Consider the following 18008-nt stretch of genomic DNA (forward strand, 5'->3'; position numbering starts at 1 on the left):
GGCCCCGGAGGGGCATCGGCACAGGCCGCCGCACCGTCAGGCGGGCAGCACGGCGTCGACGAAGTCGATGTCCTTCTGGAAGGGCTTGTACTTGTACTGGGTGGCGTTGCCCCGCTGACGCCGGGACTCGACGTACGCGGCGATCGCTCCCTGTGCGACGGTCCGCACCTCCATGGCGCCCAGTCGTCCGCTGTCCCGCTTCGAGGCGTACTCGATGTTGATGACGGACAGCCGGCGGTCGATCGCGGTGGACAGCTCGCGGTCGAGCCCGGCCCCGGGGCGCGGTACCTCGACGACGACGGTGTACGACGGCAGCTCGTCCCAGCGCGGGCCGCACATGTACAGCCCGGTGTCGAGCCCGGCGGTCTCCAGCCCCTCACGGATGGCCTGGGTGACCTGGCCCTCGGTGATCTTCTCGCCGGTGAAGGAGTGGAAGATGCCGTCGCGGTGGGTGAAGTGGACCCAGGGTGTGCCGTCCACGATGCGGTCGACGCGGTAGATGTCCCCGGTCCACAGTCGGTAGAGGCCGTTTCCCTGGGACATGATCAGGTGGTAGTCGGAGCCTGCCTCGACCTCGTCGCACAGCAGTGTCTCGACCGTGCCGCCTGTCTCCAGGAGCGAACCCAGCGGCACGTCGGCGGGGACGAACTCGAAGTACGCCTGGCTCACGGCGAGCGGCTGGCTCTCCAGGGTGTCGTCCACGGGGATCGTGGTCACCCCTTCCGTCCCGCAGCTCATGAACGGCAGTTTGGCGACACCGGGAAGGACGGCTTCCAGCCGCGGTCGGTACAGCTCGGCGGAGGCCGAGAGCCAGCAGCTGTACAGGGTCAGCGACGGCCATATGTCGACGAGGCTGAAGTCGGCCTTCGCCAGGATCTCTTCGAGACGCCGTGCGGCACGGTCGTCGGGGTCGGTCCACGGCCTGCCCTGGAGGGTGCCGTCGCGCAGGTCGCGCACCAGGTCGGTGCCGTACTCGGCGATCAGGTCACGCATCGAGACCAGGGTGCTGGGGTTGATCGCCGAGATGTAGTGCAGGTCCTTGCCGATGAGGTTCCGTATGCGGTGGTACATGCGCCCCGCGTGGTCGGCCGGGGTGTCGGGGCCGAACCAGGGGGACTCGTACCACGGCGGGTTCCAGTCACGGCTGTTGATCTGTGGGTGCCGGTTGCTGATCGCCTGGTGCTCGACTCCGTGCACGAAGTCGTACACGTCCTCCCGGACGGTCTGGGTGTCGAGAGTCGCCCAGGGGTGCGCGAGGATCTCCGGGTGGTGTTCCATATAGGTGCCCCACATGGCCTTCATGGCCGGTATGCGGTAGGTCAGCAGCCAGTGCAGGGTGTACGGGACGCGCTTGGGGGTTCCCGTCGTCCCGCTGGTCTTGAGCCAGCGCAGTACGGGGCTGCACGACAGGATGCCGCCCTTGGTGCGGGTCTCCCGGTCGATCTGCTCGGTGAAGTCGTTGTAGCGCATGATCGGGAGCACCGAGCGGAAGGTGGACGGGTCGGCGGCGACCACGTCGTACCCCTGCTCCTTCCAGTGCAGAGAGCTGGTGCCGATGTCGATGAGGTCGTCGAGCACCCGGGCCTGGGCGGTTCCCGGATCCTTGAGGTCGGCGAGCAGGCTCTCACGTGCCTGGAAGCACTCCTCGACGAAGGGGTCGCGCCGTGCCTGCCAGTGCTGCTGCCACTGCGACGGCCGGGGTGTCCGTGTCCGGGGCGGTGTGGGTGCCTGAGGTGCCTGCGGTGCCTGTGCTTCCTGTCGTGTTTCCATTTCTCTGTCTCCTCATCGGGCTGGACGGGCGGGGGAAAGAGCCTGTTTTCGGGCATGCGTCGGCGCCGCGCGGCGGTCGCCGGGCGGTGGTGTGAACGGGGTCGGCGCGGGTGGGTCAGGCGCCGTTCGGGTGGGCGGGGCCGGCCGCGGTGCCGTCGCCCTCGCCCGCCGCGAGCGCGGCGAGCTCGTTCAGGTCGTACAGGGCTTGGCGCTTGGTCCCGTACCGGGTGATCCGGCCGCGCCTGGCCCACTGGCGGATCGTGCCCTCGCGGACCCCGAGGGCGAGTGCCGCGAGCGAGGTGGGGACGCGCGTGCCGCGTGCGGGGTGCTCGGCCTTCATGCCGGCTCCCCTGCCTGCTCGATTTGTTGACGACGCTTCACGAGCAGCCACTGGCGCGGCGTGAGCACATGCCCCGCCGTGCACATCGGCCCGCGCAGCACCAGGTCGCCGCCGCGCGCGGGGAGCGATACCTCGGCGTCGCAGTCCGGTTCGACGCACCGGCCGAGCGGTACGAGTTCCGGCCGGGGCGGCGCCACGACGCGCCGCAGTGCTGCGGCCACACGGCCGATTTCGTCGGCAGCCGGGCCCGCGGCGGGATGTGCGGCCAGGAAGTCCGCATGCCGGCCGAGGAAGGCGGCCAGCCCGGGGACGGTCCGCTCCGGCGGTGCCTCGGCGGAGTCGGCCTCGTCGAGCACGAGCCGGGCCCACGACGCCAGGCGTACGACGGCGTCGTGGCGGGCCTCGAGCGCGGTGTCGTCCACGGGCGGAGCCACGGGCCGGTGGCCGGTGGCCCGCACCAGGCTCCGCTGCCGAGCGGGGAGTACGAGTTGCTGCTCGCTGTCGTGGTGCAGCGCGGGCAGCGCGGCCAGATCGGCCGCCAGGGCACGCCGGCAGGATCCGCAGAGCAGCGCACCGGGTGCGGCGCGCCTGCTCCGAAGAGTGTCGGTGCGGGACGCCCGACGGCATCGGCTCGACGTGCACTGCTTCGTGAGGGGCTGCGAGGGTTTCGGGTCGGCCATGGGTACGGGTCGCCTCACCTTCGGGGAGAAACAGGACCGTGTCAGGAGAACAAAAAAGCGCCGCTCTATGGCGGCGCGACGGCAGTGCGAAGACTCCTGGAATTGGGCAGACTGCCTCGCGAAAGAGTGTTACACAGTTGCTGGGCCGACCGCAAGGGTTCGCTGAGAAGTAGTCAACTGACGTGTCCGGCACGGTGGTTGGCGATGACTTCGGCCGTGGTCGACGAGGGCGAGGGGCTGTCCGACAGAGCCCAGGGGCACGAACGACGGATGCCGCTCGCCCCGGAGCATGCGGGGCGAGCGGCATCCGTCGTCGGGGCCTGTCAGCGGGGAGCGGGTGCACCGAGCACTCGGTCGCGCAGTGCGGGGAAGTCGGTACGTGTCTTCGTGACGAGTTCCGGGTCGAGATCGACGACGAGCGTCTCCTCCCCGGCCCCCGCCTCGGCGACCACCTCGCCCCACGGGTCGACCACCAGGCTGTGGCCGGCCTGTTCCACCCCGGCGTGCGTACCGGCGGTTCCGCAGGCGAGCACGTACGCCTGCGACTCGACGGCACGGGCGCGGGCCAGCAGGGACCAGTGGGCGCGGCGGGCCGTCGGCCAGCCGGCCGGGATGAGGAACATCTCGGCACCGGCGTCCACCAGCATGCGGAACTGCTCGGGGAACCGCAGGTCGTAGCAGGTGGCGAGCCCGGCCGTCGGCCCTCTGTCGCCGAGCGTGACGGTGACCGGCTCCTCGCCCCGGGCCAGCAGAGCGGCCTCGCCCCGGTCGAAGCCGAAGCGGTGGATCTTCCGGTACCGCTGCCTCGGCGTACCGTCGGGCCCGAAGACGAGAGAGGTGTTGTAGAGGGTCCCTTGCGGGGCGCGTTCGATGATCGACCCCGCGTGCAGCCAGACCCGCGCCGACGCGGCGGCCTCGCTCATCGTGCGGGCCGTGGCGCCGTCCAGCGACTCCCCGTGGTCGTGGAACGCGTCGAAGTCGAACGCGCCGACCGTCCAGAGCTCCGGCAGGATCACCAGGTCGGCGGTGTGCTGCTCGCGGACGAGGTCCGCGGCTCTGGCCCGGCGCTCGGCCGGGGTCTCTTCCGGTCGTACGGCGATCTGTAGAAGTGCGGCGCGCACGGTGTCTCCGTTCGTGGAGGATCGGCGGGCGGGTCAGCGCAGGTGGGAGGCGCCGTTGACGTCGAGCACGGTGCCGCTGCACCACTCCGCCTGCGCGCTGCTCAGCCAGGACACGGCGGCGGCGATGTCCGTGGGAGCGGCGATCCTGCCGAGCGGGCTCTGCCTGCTCACCTGCTCCTCGGCGGGTCCGACGAGCATGGGTTCGGTGAGGTCGGTGCGGACGAACCCGGGAGCGACGGCGGTCACCGCGATGCCGAGCGGGCCCAGCGACTGGGCGAGCGACTGGGTCAGGGCGTGGAGGGCCGCCTTCGTCGCCCCGTAGGCGGGGGCGTCGGGTTCGCCGCGATAGGCGCCCCGCGAGCCGACGTTGATGATGCGCGCACCCTGCGCCCCCTGGAGCCGGCGCTGGAGGTGCTCGACGTGGTGCCAGATCAGATCGGCAGGTCCGAACAGGTTCACGTCGACCAGGCGTCGCCAGTCCGCCTGCCAGTCCTCGTAGGTGGTGGTGGCGACGGGATGCTCGGCGTAGACACCGGCGTTGTTGACCAGTACGTCGACCGCTCCCAGCTGGTTCACCGCGGACTCCATGATCTCGCGGGCCGCTCCGGGCGCTCCGACGTCTCCGGTGACCAGGGCGTGGCCGGTGCCCGGCAGGGACTCGAGCACCGCCTTCGCGGCAGTGGAGTCGGCCCGGCAGTGCACGGCCACCCGGTGCCCGGTGACGGCGAGTTCGGTCGCGATGGCGGCCCCGATGCCCCGGGAACCACCGGTGACGAGCGCGCAGCGTCGAGTCATGGATCCAGCCTTTTCGTCGTAGGAATTCGTTACGCGTACGGTCACGCGGCGAGCCTCAGGGCGGGGGCGAGGCAGTCGTACAGTCGTCGGCGGCGAGCCTGCGGGCCACCGGCACCCGGCCCGGCGACGGACGCCTGCCGAGTATCAGGGACCACAGCCGCTCCAGCTGTGCGCGGACCTCCTTGCCGCTGTGGCCCGCCCGCAGGGCCGATTCGGCGCCCGCCATCAGATAGACCGCGACCAGCTCCAGTTCGTCGGGCCCGGGACCGGCTCCCGGCCGCTCACGGACCTGGGCGACCACGTTCCGCAGGGCGTCCCGCCAGAGCGTCTGCCAGCAGGACGGGACGGCCTCCTCCCGGGTGAGCCTGGCCGTCGCGCGGACGCTGATCTCCTCGTCGAGGAGTGTGGCGACCGCGAGGGTGAAATCGGTGACCGGAGGGGCCGGAACAAGCCGTGCCAGCTCCTCCCGGGTGATGTCCTCGGCATGGAGGCAGACCGCCCTGGCCAGTTCGGCCTTCGCCGGGAAGTGGAAGCTGAGCGCTCCCATCGTCACCCCACAGGCCCGATGCACGGCGGACAGCGAGGTCCCGGCATATCCCTGCCGGTCGAACTCGGCGGCCGCCGCGGCGATCAGGGCCTGCCGGGTGCGTTCCGCTCTCACCTGCTTCACCACGGGATCGACCTCGGCATCCTTCACGGGAACTGACCCCCACGGGTCGCCCGGACGGCGATGTGCGCTCCGGGCAGCGAGGGGTGGGGGTCTCCGCGCCCCGCCGACCGCCCGCTTTCCGGGCGTACGTCGAGAAGGCACGGCCCCCTGTTCCTGCGAACGTACCTCCGGCGCACCTCGCAGACTCCTCCTGCTCCCGACCCCGGGACGATTTCGCCAAGTCGGTTGCACCGGACAGGGCGTCGCCACACCATCCGGGTGGGCGTCCGGCCCGGAGGCGGAACCCTCCGAGCCCTTGTGGTCAGCCTGTCGCCATCCGGGTCCGGTACCAGTCCGCGGCCCCGGCCAGCCGGTCCAGCGGGCCAGGTCCTGGAGCGACCCCGGTGAGCCGCCAGATCTCCTCACTCGCGTACCAGTGGTCGCGGGCCAGCAGGGCGAACTGTCTCTCGCTGACGCGGCCAGGGGTTTCCCGCAGCAGCGCCAGGCACCGCTCCCAGGGCAGGTCGCCGGTGACCCGGGGCAGCACGGCCAGTTCGGTGAGGCGCGCCATGAGGTCATGGTTGCGCACCGGCACCGGGTGGCTGGCGTGGTGCACGCCGTGGGGCAGGTCCCCGGGCGTCGTGGCCAGGGAGCCGAGCAGCCGGGCCAGGTCCTCGACGTCCACGGCCGACAACCGTCCACGTCCCCCGTCCCAGCGGTGCGGCACCCGCCGCAGCAGTTCGCCCAGCGCGGGTACGACCCAGCGGTCCCCCGTGCCGAGGACGAGTCCGGGCCGGAGCACGACGCCGCCCGCGTCGAGCACGATCCGCTCCGCCGCCAGCCGGGTCCGGCTGGCGGCGGACACGGGGGCCGGGGCGACCCCGTCGACGGGGATGCCCCGGTGGGGGCCGGGTCCGTACACGGCGGCCGTGGACAGCTGGACGATGCGTCGCACGCCGGCACGCCGCGCCGCTCCGACGATCGCGCGGGTGCCGCCGACGTTGGTCCGCTCGCACTCCTCGGCGTCGCCATCGACCCGGCAGGCGAGATGGACGAGGACGTCGGTGCCCTCCGCCGCGTCGCCGAGCGAGCCGGGATCGGCCAGGTCCGCGTACACCCGGTCCACGCCCGGGGGCGCCGCCGGGCCGGTGGGGACGCCGCGGGTGACGGTGCGCACCTCGACGTCGGCACCGTCCGCGCGCTCGCGCAGCAGCCGGTCGAGCACCGCCCGGCCCACGAACCCGGTCGAGCCGGTCAGCAGCACGCGTACGGGGCTCACCGCGTGGCCCTGCCGGGGAGTTCCCACGCCTCCCGCGCCTCGGGCTCCGCCCCGCCCGGGATTCTGTCCGCGGCGTTCTGCGGGAAGATCAGCGTGTCCATCACCTCCGGTGGTGCGAGGGCCGGCAGCAGACATCGGAGCATGTTCTCTATGAGCTCGGGCAGGTCGGCGCGGTTGGTGGCGAGCCGGGACATGATCTGCGTGCCGGTGTAGGCGGCGACGATCACCGGCGGATATGCGTGCTCGTCGACGCCCGGGCGCAGTTGGCCCATTTCGCGGGCCTCGGTCAGATGCGCGCGGAACTGCTCGGCCCACCAGTCGTAGATCGAGTAGTCGAGCAGGTTCACCTCGCTCTGTTCGACGGCGAGCCGGACGCCCGCCCGGAAGAGGACGTTGGAGCGCATCTCCACGGCGAGGTACTGGCACACGTCGATCAGCTGCTGAAGGCCCGCCCCTTCGCCCGGCCACTGCAGTTCGGCTGCCTGTTCGACGACGACCGCACGGGCCAGGTCCTGCTTCGACTTGAAGTGGAAGTACATCGCGCCCGTGGTGATGCCTGCCTTCTGAAGGATCGAGTTCAGCCCCGCCCCGTGGTATCCGACCTGGTCAAATGCCTCCGCGGCCGCGTGGATGAGTGCGGAGCGGGTGCGTTCGGCGCGTTCCTGCCGTTGCCGGGTCATCGGCGGTCTCCCTTGTACCTGTAGACAAACAAAAAGAACGACCTCTATTTTATTCACGTCGGCGTGTTCGTGTCACCGCGAACGCCTTCGTCTCATCTGCGTGTGCCCAGTCGCGAGCCACTGCATCAAGGGGACCAACCATGTCTGTGAGCCTTGTCCAGCGCGCCATCGAAAGCCGTTTTGATGCGGTTTCCGCCGCAATGACGCACAAGACGAACCAGAACGAAGTGCTGCTCCGCGGCTGGCGCAGGACGGCGCCCGACGCCTTCACCGTGACAGCCGCCTGGCCAGCCGCACATCCGTTCTACGTCAGCCGCCAAGGGCTGCACGACCCGCTTCTCCTCAGTGAGACCGTACGCCAGACGCTGCCACTGCTGTCCCACGGTGCCTACCAGGTGCCGGCCGGCCACCAGTTACTGTGGAAGGACTTCAGCTGGACGCTCGACCCGGAGGTGACCTTCGCCGACGGAGACCCGGCCGAGCTGGAACTGCACATCACCTGCGACGACGTGACGTACCGCCGGGAGCGCGCCGCCGCGATATCCCTCCACGTCGACGTCGAACGCGCGGGCCGGCCGATGGCCAACGCCCGCTCCCGCTTCACCATCCAGGACCGCACGGTCTACAACAGGCTGCGCGGCGGGTACGCCGACGCCGCCGCGTCCACGTCGGGAGCCTTACCCTTGGCGCCGCCGGCGGGCCTCGCCCCGTTCGGCCGCGACCGGTTCGAAGACGTGGTGCTGTCCGCCACCAACCGCCCCGACCGCTGGGAACTGCGCGTCGACACGACCCACCCCGTCCTCTTCGACCACCTTGTCGACCACGTCCCCGGCATGCTGCTGCTGGAGGCCGCCCGCCAGGCCGCACTGTCGATGGTGCATCCCTGGCCGATGGCCGTCACCGGCATGGACTCCGACTTCGTGAAGTACGCCGAGATGGACGCCCCCTGTGCCCTCGCGGCCGAGCGGCTGGCGGACCCCGGCAAGGTGCGGATCAGTGCCCGGCAGCACGACCGGGAGATCTTCTCCAGCGTGGTGACCCTGGCGGCCCTGCCCGGCGCGCTCTTCCCCGGTGTGGCCTGAGGCACCCGCCCGCCCCTCCGGCGTGCCGGGCCCGGCGCCTCGGGCTCCCGGCTCCGCCGCCGTCAGCCGGTCCCGGGCGGGCCCGAGGAAGCGGCCGCCTCCTGGAGTGCACCCAACAGGCCGCGCAACGCGTGCTGTTCGAGTGCCGCCTCCCGGACGACGGCCGAGATCACCCGGACGGGTTCGGGGTTGCGGACCGGGCGCACGACGACTCCGGGGTGGCGGTCGCGCAGTCCCAGACCCGGCATCAGTGCCACGCCGAGCCCGCCCGCGACGAAACCCTGCGCGGTGGCGTAGTCCTCGCTCCGGATGACGAAGTCGGGGCTGAACCCGGCCGCGGCGCAGGAGTCGATCACGGCCTCCAGGCAGGGTCCTGGCGGCTCGCAGCCCACCCACTGCTCGCCGGAGAGATCGTGCAGATCGACGATCTCCTGGTGGGCGAGTGGATGGTCGAGCGGCAGCACCGCGGCGTACGGGTCGTCGAGGAGGTGGACGAGCCGGAAGCCCCTGCCGACCCGGCCCGGTCCCTGGACGACCACGGCCAGGTCGGCCCGTCCCCGCACCAGCTCCTGGAGCGGGTCCTCCGGATCGGTCAGCTCGGCGTCGATCCGGATGCCGGGGTGCTCGGCGCGGAGCCCGGCCAGGGCGGGCGCCACCAGCGCGGAACCGGCGGTGGCGAAGTAGCGCACCGACAGCCGCCCGGTGCGGCCGGCGCGGAGATCGGCGAGCGCGGTCTCCGCCTGGGCGACCGCCGAGCTGATCAGCGCCGCGTGCTCGGTGAGCAGCAGGCCGGCCGCGGTGGGGCGCACACCACGGCCCACCCGCTCCAGCAGCGCGGTGCCCGCCTGCTTCTCCAGCGCCGCCATCTGCTGGCTGACGGCGGAGGGTGTGTAGCCGAGGTGTGCGGCGGCGGCTGTGACCGTACCGCTGCTGACCACCGCGCGCAGGACCTGCAGTCTTCTCACATCGAGCATGTAGTACAGCTTAACGGATCAGGTAGAACCATTTGCTTGTCTTCACGGCTGGGCTGAGGCACCTTCGAAGAACCGTGACACCGGCCGAGCGCCGGGGGCCGCTGAGGTTTTGTCACGGAGCCGTGCTGAACCGAGTGGAGGAAGCATCGTGAACAGCAGTACGCGGAGCCTCTGGGGCGGGTTGCGGATCGCGGTGCTCGCCCTGCTGTGGGGCTCGACGTTCCTCTGGATCGAGCTGGCCCTGCGCGGGCTCTCCCCTCTCCAGGTCACCTTCGCGCGCTGTGTCCTCGGCGCACTCGTCCTCGTCGTCGCCTGTTACGCGACGGGCAACAGGCTGCCCCGGGGTTTCGCCATCTGGCGGCACATCGTCATCGCGGCCTTCTTCTGCAACGCGCTCCCTTTCGCCTTGTTCAGCCTGGGCCAGCAGAGTGTCGACTCCGGGCTCGCCGGCGTACTGAACGCCACGACCCCGCTCTGGTCGATCGTCCTGGGCCTCGCCCTCGGCTCCGAACGCGGAATCGGCCCGGTCCGCCTGGCCGGCCTGTTGCTCGGCTTCGCCGGCACGATCCTGATCTTCGCCCCTTGGCAGGCGACCGGTGCCACGGGCTGGGGCACCCTCGCCATCCTCGGCGCGGCCGCCAGCTACGCCGTCGCCTTCACCTACATGGGTCGCACCCTGGTCCGTAAGGGCAATCCCACCATCTCGCTCTCCGCGGCCCAGCTCGTCGCCGCCGGCGGACTGACGGCCGTCGCCGTGCCGATCGGAGGGTTGCAGTCGATCGACCCCAGCCCGACGGTCGTCGTCGCGGCCATCGTGCTGAGCGTCTTCTGCACCGCCATCACCTTCCACCTCACCTACCGGATCATCAACGACGAGGGCGCCACCAGCGCCGCCGTGGTCGGCTACCTCCTGCCCGTCGTCTCCGTGCTCCTCGGAGCGGTCTTCCTGAGCGAGGACATCGGCGTCCGGGTGGTGCTGGGCATGGTCGTCGTCCTGCTCGGGGTGGGGATGACGCGCCGGCAGGGCGTCCCGCCCGTCACCGTGACGGCGGCGCCCGTGCCGTCGGCGGTCGCCGACCCCGTTCCACGGGAGCCGGTCGCCGGGGGAGCACCGCTCGCCGAGGGTGTGCCGCTCGCCGAGGACCCGGCGCCCGCCCGCCCGGCCGGACCGCAGGACGCCCGATGACCGCGGGAGCACCCCGGCCGGGGCTGTGGCAGGTGTACCGCGAGCTGACCGAAGGAGCCGTCCACACGGACCTCACCCATGCGTTCCGGCCGGGCCAGCCGCATTTCCCGGGCTTCGACGACGAACAGCGTGAGACGCCCTTCGATCTGGACCGGGGCGACGGATTCACCGTCCACCGCTACTGCCTGGTGGGCCAGTGGGGCACCCATGTCGACCCGCCCGCCCACTTCGTGGCCGGGGCCCGCACGCTGGACCGGATCCCGGTGAGCGAGATGGTTCTCCCGCTGGTGGTGCTCGACATCTCCGCCCGGGTGGAGACCGACCCCGACGCCACCCCCACCCTGGACGACGTGAGGTCCTGGGAGCGCCGCAACGGACCCGTTCCGGCAGGCTCGTTCGTCGCTCTGCGCACCGGATGGAGCCGGCGCTGGCCGGACCCGGTGGCGATGGCCAACACGGACGAGGCGGGTGTGAGCCACCGGCCCGGCTGGTCGGCCGACGTCCTGCGCCATCTGATCGAGGACGCCGGTGTCACCGCCGTCGGCCATGAACAGTCCGACACGGACCCGGGGCTCGCCGTCTCCGAGGGCGACCACGGTCTTGAGCGGTACGTGCTGGACCGTGACCGCTGGCAGATCGAGCTGCTGACCAACCTGGAGGGGCTCCCGGAGGCGGGCGCCCTGATCGTCGCCAGCTGGCCCAAACCGTACGGCGGTTCGGGATTCCCGGCCCGGGTGTTCGCGATCCACCGGTGAAGGCGGCCGTTCGGGCCGCCTTCACCTCGTCCCCTGCCGGCTGAACCACGATCAGGCGGTGGCCACCGCGAAGACGTGGATGATTCCGCCGCTCGTGGTGGAGGGAAGCGTCACGCTCGCCAGCTGCTTGCCCGCCTGGAGCGTGATCGGCGCCGAGGAGAAGACCTCGGTGCCCACCGGGTCCTTGCCGCCGCCCTGGACGTCGCGGTACGTGGTGTGGACCGCCACCGTGTTGCCGTACGACGGCTGCCCGGAGCCCCCGTCCAGCGTCCAGTCGCTGAAGCCGATGTCGGCCTGTTGTGTGGTGCCGTCGGTGTACGTCAGCGTCAGCTTGCCGTCGGCCGCGCCCTCGGCGGCGCTGCCCAGCAGGCTCAGCTTCGTGTCGCCGTCGGCGGGGTGGACGTTCAGCACCTGCGGGGTGGTGCCGGTCACCTCGATGTTGTCGGGGTCGCCGGCGCCCACCTCGGGCCAGGTGAAGTCGAATCCGTCGGACGAGACCGTGCCGCCCGGTGTCGCGCCCGCAGCGGCGAGCGCGGCGGCCGAGTAACTCCAGCCCTCACCGTCGAAGTCGGCCTGCGGTTCCGTGTCGTCGGTGGAGATGCCGGTGCTGTTGCGGTTCCACAGCAGACCGTTCTTCTCGGCGACGGTCACCGCGAACGAGGTCTTCGGGAGTTCGGTCCCGTCGGAGGACTTCAGCGTCACCGGGACCGTGTAGTGGCCCTCGGCCGTGTCCGCCCCGGCCGACACGGCGAGCTTCGCGTTCACCGAGCCGCCGGCCGGGACGGTGAAATCGCCCTCCGCCGGTGTGACGGTGACACCGGCCGGAGCCGTCGCCGTCCAGTGCACCGAGGTGGACCCGGACTGAAGGCTCTGCACCTTGACGGTGGTCTCCGCGCCGCCCGAACCGGGCTCGGTCTTCACCTGCTCCGGGGTGGCGCCGGTGAAGTACTTCACGCCGCCGCCGGGGAAGGACGGCGGGGCGTCGCTCGCCGCGCTGCCCCAGGAGGGGTCGGCCGTCGCGCCGAGCGTGTAGTCCAGCGTGCCGCCACGGGTGACGAACGAGGCCGGGACCCACGGCTTGTCGGAGGTGCGGCCGTCGACCTTCAGGCCGTGGATGTAGCTGTTGGCCGACGAGGCGGCCGGCGCCTTGATCGTGAGGGTCTTCCCGTGGCCGGTGTGCACCACCGCGTGCGGGAACAGCGGAGCGGTGAGGACCAGGTCGGCGCGGCTGGGGTTCTGCGGGTACATGCCCAGCGCGGAGAAGACGTACCAGGACGACATGGTGCCGGCGTCGTCGTTGCCGGGAATGCCGCCAGGCGCGTCGGTCCACAGCTGGTCCACCTCGGCGCGGACCGTCTCCTGCGTCCGGTACGGGGCACCGAGGTAGTTGTACAGGTAAGGGGCGTTGATGTCGGGCTCGTTGGTCGGGTCGTAGCGGGTGGCGTCCTCCGCCGTGAAGTCGAACTTCCCGTCCGGGGTGCGGAAGAAGGCGTCCAGCCGCTCCACCGCCGCGTCCTTCCCGCCCATCGCGCCGGCGAGCCCGGCGACGTCGGAGTAGACCATCCAGGTGTAGCGCGCGCTGGAGCCCTCGACGAAACCGCTGCCGGTGCCCGGTGTGAAGGTCCCGGCCCAGGTGCCGTCGGCCTTGCGGTCGCGGATGTACCCGCCGTCGGCTGTGGCGTTGGCGTCGAAGACGTTCGACCAGTTGCCCGAGCGCTCCAGGAACTTCTTCGCGTCCGCGGTGTTCCCGGTCTGCCGGGACAGCTCGGACAGACCGTAGTCGGCCGCCGCGTCCTCCAGCGTCTCGGCGGCGCCGCCCCAGCAGTGGCAGTTGTCGGCCGGTACGTAGCCGAGCTCCAGGTACTTGTCGAGCGCGGGCCGCTGGCCCACGCACTCGACGTTGCAGCCCGAGCTGTCGGAGTCGTTCGCCGTCGGTACGGTGGCCGCCTTCACCAGCGACTTCAGCGCCCCCTTGACGTCGAAGTCGTGGCCGCCGAAGGCGTAGATCCCGGCGAGCGCCGCGTCCGACGGGTCACCCGACATCACGCTTGTCTTGCCGTTCTCCAGCAGCCAGCGGTCCCACTCGCCGTCGTTCTGGCTCGCGTAGTTGTAGAGGGACTGGGCGTAGTCGCTGCCCGCCCGCGGGTTGACCAGCGTCATCAGCTGCACCTGCGCGCGGTACTGGTCCCAGCCGGAGAAGGTGCCGTACTGCGCCTTCTGCCCCTTGGCGAGCCGGTGCGGTTTGCGGTCGGAGCCGAGGTAGCGGCCGTCCACGTCGTTGGTCAGGGTGGGTTCCAGCATGGAGTGGTACAGCGCGGTGTAGAAGGTGGACCGCTGGGCGTCGGTACCGCCGCCCACCTCGATCGTCCTCAGCGCCTTGTTCCAGGTCCTGGCGGCCTGCTTCCTGACGGAGTCGAAGGTCTCGTGACGCCCGTTCTCCGCGCTGAGGTTGTCCTCCGCGTTCTGCGCGCTGACGTAGGAGACAGCGACCTTGGCCTGCGCGTCGGTGGTGCCGTCGGCGAAGGTGATGTACGCCCCTGAACCCTTGCCCGCCACGGGGTTGCCGGACGAGCTGTACCCCGTACCGCCGGAGGCCGAGGTGGAGCCGGGGGCGACGGTGTCGTCCGTCCAGGTGCCGACCTTCGCGAAGTCCTTGTCGAAGTGGGCGGTGAAGTAGAGCGTGTAGAGGTCCTTGCGGTTGTTCGCGCTCTGCGGACCGCAGAAGTTGCCGGCGGAGACCGAGCCCGTCACGGTCCGCGCCGCCTTGTCGATCTTCACGGTGGCGGCGGTGCTGCCGCTCTCCGAGTTCGAGGTGCGGAAGAGCATGCTGGCGGGCTTGTCGGCCGGGAAGCCGAACCGGCCCGTGCCGGTGCGGGCGGTCGTGGTGAGTGCCGCCGAAACGCCGCCGGCCAGGCCCACCTTGTAGTAGCCGGGGGAGGCGGTCTCGTCCGTGTGCGAGAAGTCGCTCGCGTACTTCGCGTCGGTCGCGTCCGCTGTGGGCGAGGTGTCGACGTCACCCACGTACGGCATGATCGGGATGTCACCGTTCGCGCCGGAGCATCCGACGCCGTTGAGGTGCGTCAGGCTGAAGCCGCGGATCTTCGTCGCGTCGTACTGGTAGCCGCCGGGGGCGGGCGTCGAGACCTGCTTGCCCTTCGAGTTCTGCGGGCTCCAGGCCAGCATGCCGAACGGCTGGACGGCGCCCGGGTAGGTGTTGCCCGCGTTCGCGGTGCCGATCAGCGGGTGGACGTACGACACCGGGTCCTTGACGGTGGTGTACGAAGATGCTGCCGACGCGGGAGCGGCTGTGGAGGCCAGCCCCAGTGCGGCCATGGCGGTCACCGCAACGCAGCTGACAGCTCTGAGCCCGGGGTGCGTCCGACGGCTGTGCGTGCGGTTGTGCGTGTCTGACACCGATCCTGCCCTTCGTGTGTGACGGACGGTCAACGGGCCGGAGCGGAAGCCCGTTTGCCTGCCCGGGCGATTCTGTGCCGACAACGTTGTCAACGACGGGAGGATGCTCCTCCTGCCGCACCGGGGGTGTCAAGGCCTCACGAGGCTCCGCCGCGCCGCGGGTGCGCACGGGCCGGAGCTGTCCCGCGGCCGTCGTCGGGCGACGGCGGGACAGCTCCGGCCGGGTCATCCGCGGTCGTGGGTCAGGACTCACTCACCTCGGCCGCGAACCAGTCCACGCTCATCTCCGCGCCGGAGGTGATGTCGGCCCCGGGGGAGGTGCAGCCGCAGACCTTGTCCGGGTACGAACCACCGATCGCCACATCGAAGATGGCGAAGAATCCATGGTCGACGGCGGCCTTCCAGGTCGCGTCGGACACCTGGTCCTGGTCCACCGCGAACGTCTCGACATCGTCCAGGTAGAAACGCAGCTGCTCCGCGTCGGCGTCCCTGCGGTCGACGATCACCGAGTACGTGTGATACCCGGACTGGCAGCCGTCGCAGGCCTGCAGGTCGCTGCTGATCCCGTCGGGATCGTTGCACTCGCCCGCCCACTCACCGCAGTGGAAGGTGGTGGAGTGCTGGCTGAGCGCGTTGACGTCCTCCATGATGTCCAGCTCGCCGATGCTGGGCCAGTTGGTCGCCCCGGCGGGGCGGGCGTCGGCGCCCATCGCCCAGAAGGCCGGCCAGTAGCCGAGTCCGCTCTCGGGGTCGGGCTGCTTCAGGGAGGCGCTGAGCCGCATCTGTCCGCCCTCGGGTGCGGCGAAGTCGGTGCGCTGGGTCTCCACCCGGCCGGACGTCCAGTGCCCCGAGTCGTCCCGTATGGGCTTGATCACCAGGTGACTCGAGCCGTCCTGGTAGACGTTGTCCGTCGAGTCCGTGGATGTCTCGATCTCGCCGGTGCCCCAGTTGGCTGCGCCGCCGGGGTAGCTGGTGCCGATGTCGTACAGCCAGTCGGCGGTGTCGAGGCCTGTTCCACTCGCGCCGTCGAAGTCGTCCCTGAACATGGTGGTCCAGTCGGCGTCGGCTGTACGGGCTTGTGCGGCCGGTTCGGCGGCCGCGGCGGTGTCGCCGGAGAGCCCGGCGGGACCCGTCACGCCCATGAGCCCGGCCAGTGGCAGGCAGAGCGCGAGTGCGGCGAGAGTGGCCGGCAGACGCCGTCGGGTGTGGCGTCCGGGGCCGGGGGAGATGCCTTGAGACCTGCCGAAGGAAGTGATCCTGTTCATGGGGTCTGCTTTCGTGGGGTGGGGGGACAGGCGACTGAGAGCGCTCTCAACCACCTTGCGGACGACTGTCGGGCACGGCGGCTGGACCCGTCAAGGTGCTTGTGGCGTTCACTTCTTGAAGGCAACTGGGCGCAGGAGGCGGTCAGTTGATGCAGGGCTTTCACCAGCGGTGGGCGTTCTCAGCCAACGGTCACCCGGCGAAAGCGCGTCAGAGCCAGCAGCATGAACGCCCCAGTGATCAGGCATGCGCAACCGAGTGCGTACGGCAGGGCGTGGACGACCGGCCACGCGTCGCTCACCGGGGCACCTCCGGGCTCCGGGTTGCCGAAGAGGTTCCGTACGGCCGTCGCCGTGGCCGAGACCGGGTTCCACTCCGCCACCGCGCGCAGCGGCCCCGGCATCGTGTGCGTCGACACGAACGCCGACGACACGAAGGTCACCGGGAAGAGCCACAGCAGCCCGGCGCTCTGCGCCACCTCCACGCTGCGGGCCATCAGCCCGATGGCCGCGCCGACCCACGACATGGCGAAGGCGAACAGCAGGATCAGGAGGTACGCGAGCAGTGCGTCGCCGACGGACGCGCGGATGCGCCACCCCACCAGCAGCCCGCACAGGGAGGTGACGACCAGCGTCACGGTGCTCATCAGCAGGTCGGACATCGTGCGGCCCAGCAGCACGGCCATCCTGGGCATGGGCAGCGACCGGAACCGGTCGACCATGCCCTTGTCCATGTCGTTGGCCAGCCCCAGAGCGGTGAACGCCGAGTTGAAGGTGACGGCCTGCGCGAAGATCCCGCCCATGAGGAACGTCCGGTAGTCCGCCCCGCCGAGGCTGCCCCCGAAGACGTACGCCAGCAGCAGTACGAACATCACCGGTTGCACCAGGGCGGCGATCACCGAGCCGGGGGTGCGGCGCAGGTTCAGAAGGTTGCGCCAGGCGACGATGGACGAGTCGCGGGCCAGCCGCCGCGGGGACGTCATCGTCCTGCCTCCGCAGCGCCCGCGCCGACGGTCCTTCCGGCGGGCGCCGGGCCGTGGGAGGCCTCCGGCCGTCCGGTCAGGGACAGGAAGACATCGTCGAGGGTGGGCGGCGCCAGTGCCACGTCCCGTACGGCGATGTTGGCCAGCCGTAGGCAGCCGAGAGCGTACTCAAGGCTCTGAGCGCCGTGCTCGGTGGCGATGGTGAAGCGCCCCGTACGGGAGTCCAGGGCCGGCGCGTGCGGGCCCAGGGCGCCGAGGATCTCGGCTGCCGCCAGGTGCGCCGCGGGGTCGGCGACAGTCAGCGTCAGCCGCTCGCCGCCGACCCGGCCCTTGAGTTCGGAGGCCGAACCCCGGGCGACCACACGGCCGTGTTCGATGACGACGATGGTGTCGGCCAGCCGGTCGGCCTCTTCCAGGTACTGCGTGGTGAGCAGGACCGTCGTACCGCCGTCGACGAGTTCCTGGACGGACGCCCAGGTGTCGGCCCTGCTGCGCGGGTCGAGCCCCGTGGTCGGCTCGTCCAGCACGACGACGGGCGGGCGGGCGACCAGCGCACCCGCCAGGTCCAGGCGTCGGCGCATTCCACCGGAGTACGTGCCGCTCGGCCGGTCGGCGGCGTCTTCGAGCCGGAAGCCTTCGAGTAGTATCCCCGCTCTGCGCCGGGCGGCGTGCCGCCCCATCCCGTACAGGCGGGCGACCAGATAGAGGTTCTCGCGGCCGGTCAGTTTCTCGTCGACCGCGGCATACTGGCCGGAGAGGCCGAGGCTACGCCGCACGCTTTCAGGGTCCCTGCGCACGTCGTGCCCGGCCACCCACGCCTGCCCCCCGTCCGGCCTCAGCAGCGTGGACAGCACGCGCACCGCGGTGGTCTTGCCCGCCCCGTTCGGGCCGAGCACCCCCAGCACGGTGCCGGGTGCGGCTTCCAGGTCCACACCCGCCAGGGCTCGCTTGTCCCCGAAGCTCTTGGTGAGCCCTTCGGCGCGTATCGCCGCGTCGCCCTGCCGCTCCGTCATCGCTGCCTCTCGTCGCGTGGGGATC

Annotated in this window: 16 protein-coding genes; 3 read left to right on the forward strand and 13 right to left on the reverse strand. The window is 71.1% G+C overall.

Translation table 11 applies throughout. The annotated features are described in order from the left end of the window. Nucleotides 1–36 precede the first annotated feature (36 nt). The 8 genes from OG623_RS24740 to OG623_RS24775 all read right to left on the reverse strand — a co-directional run bounded on the left by OG623_RS24740 (nt 37) and on the right by OG623_RS24775 (nt 7314). Nucleotides 37–1770, reverse strand: a complete 1734-nt coding sequence (locus OG623_RS24740) for a GH3 auxin-responsive promoter family protein (protein ID WP_406149312.1) — start codon at nt 1768–1770, stop codon at nt 37–39. Between the two features lie 115 nt (nt 1771–1885). After that, on the reverse strand, nt 1886–2110 hold the full coding sequence (locus OG623_RS24745) for a transcriptional regulator (protein ID WP_406149313.1): 225 nt from the start codon (nt 2108–2110) through the stop codon (nt 1886–1888). After that, on the reverse strand, nt 2107–2790 hold the full coding sequence (locus OG623_RS24750; RefSeq protein WP_406149314.1) for a hypothetical protein: 684 nt from the start codon (nt 2788–2790) through the stop codon (nt 2107–2109). The genes OG623_RS24745 and OG623_RS24750 overlap by 4 nt, the downstream gene beginning before the upstream one ends. Nucleotides 2791–3113: 323 nt before the next feature. Further along, the gene (locus OG623_RS24755; RefSeq protein WP_406149315.1) at nt 3114–3911 is read right to left on the reverse strand and encodes a carbon-nitrogen family hydrolase; all 798 of its coding nucleotides are present in this window, start codon (nt 3909–3911) and stop codon (nt 3114–3116) included. A gap of 33 nt (nt 3912–3944) precedes the next feature. After that, a complete protein-coding gene (locus OG623_RS24760) occupies nt 3945–4706 on the reverse strand; it encodes an SDR family NAD(P)-dependent oxidoreductase (RefSeq protein ID WP_406149316.1) in 762 nt (253 codons plus the stop codon). A 55-nt stretch (nt 4707–4761) separates the two neighbouring features. Beyond that, a complete protein-coding gene (locus OG623_RS24765) occupies nt 4762–5403 on the reverse strand; it encodes a TetR family transcriptional regulator (RefSeq protein WP_406149317.1) in 642 nt (213 codons plus the stop codon). A gap of 274 nt (nt 5404–5677) precedes the next feature. After that, nucleotides 5678–6661 (reverse strand): NAD-dependent epimerase/dehydratase family protein, encoded by a 984-nt coding sequence (locus OG623_RS24770; RefSeq protein ID WP_406149318.1) that lies wholly within the window; start codon nt 6659–6661, stop codon nt 5678–5680. Continuing rightward, on the reverse strand, nt 6631–7314 hold the full coding sequence (locus OG623_RS24775) for a ScbR family autoregulator-binding transcription factor (RefSeq protein ID WP_406149319.1): 684 nt from the start codon (nt 7312–7314) through the stop codon (nt 6631–6633). Before OG623_RS24775 ends, OG623_RS24770 begins: the two co-directional genes overlap by 31 nt. Nucleotides 7315–7514: 200 nt before the next feature. Between OG623_RS24775 and OG623_RS24780 the strand changes: the two genes are divergently transcribed. After that, complete coding sequence (locus OG623_RS24780) at nt 7515–8396, forward strand: ScbA/BarX family gamma-butyrolactone biosynthesis protein (protein WP_406149321.1); 882 nt, start codon at nt 7515–7517, stop codon at nt 8394–8396. A gap of 62 nt (nt 8397–8458) precedes the next feature. On the opposite strand, the gene OG623_RS24785 is transcribed toward OG623_RS24780, so the two are convergent. Next, complete coding sequence (locus tag OG623_RS24785) at nt 8459–9370, reverse strand: LysR family transcriptional regulator (RefSeq protein ID WP_406149322.1); 912 nt, start codon at nt 9368–9370, stop codon at nt 8459–8461. A 145-nt stretch (nt 9371–9515) separates the two neighbouring features. On the opposite strand from OG623_RS24785, the gene OG623_RS24790 reads away from it, so the two are divergent. Beyond that, a complete protein-coding gene (locus OG623_RS24790) occupies nt 9516–10556 on the forward strand; it encodes a DMT family transporter (protein ID WP_406151988.1) in 1041 nt (346 codons plus the stop codon). Further along, nucleotides 10553–11311 carry a cyclase family protein gene (locus OG623_RS24795; RefSeq protein WP_406149323.1) on the forward strand — a complete coding sequence of 253 codons (759 nt, stop codon included), beginning with the start codon at nt 10553–10555 and terminating at the stop codon, nt 11309–11311. The genes OG623_RS24790 and OG623_RS24795 overlap by 4 nt, the downstream gene beginning before the upstream one ends. Before the next feature lie 51 nt (nt 11312–11362). Here OG623_RS24795 and OG623_RS24800 read toward each other — a convergent pair whose 3' ends face one another. The 4 genes from OG623_RS24800 to OG623_RS24815 form a co-directional block, all read right to left on the reverse strand. Next, nucleotides 11363–14644 carry a GH92 family glycosyl hydrolase gene (locus OG623_RS24800; protein ID WP_406149325.1) on the reverse strand — a complete coding sequence of 1094 codons (3282 nt, stop codon included), beginning with the start codon at nt 14642–14644 and terminating at the stop codon, nt 11363–11365. Nucleotides 14645–14967: 323 nt separating this feature from the next. Then, entirely contained in the window at nt 14968–15990 is a 1023-nt protein-coding gene (locus OG623_RS24805; protein ID WP_406149327.1) for a glycoside hydrolase family 16 protein, read from the reverse strand. 179 nt (nt 15991–16169) lie between these two features. Further along, nucleotides 16170–16970 carry an ABC transporter permease gene (locus OG623_RS24810; RefSeq protein WP_406149329.1) on the reverse strand — a complete coding sequence of 267 codons (801 nt, stop codon included), beginning with the start codon at nt 16968–16970 and terminating at the stop codon, nt 16170–16172. Beyond that, nucleotides 16967–17983: an ATP-binding cassette domain-containing protein gene (locus OG623_RS24815; protein WP_406149331.1), complete on the reverse strand. Its 1017-nt coding sequence runs from the start codon at nt 17981–17983 to the stop codon at nt 16967–16969. The genes OG623_RS24810 and OG623_RS24815 overlap by 4 nt, the downstream gene beginning before the upstream one ends. Nucleotides 17984–18008 lie beyond the last annotated feature (25 nt).

The sequence above is a fragment of the Streptomyces sp. NBC_01012 genome, assembly GCF_045162755.1.
GTDB lineage: Bacteria > Actinomycetota > Actinomycetes > Streptomycetales > Streptomycetaceae > Streptomyces.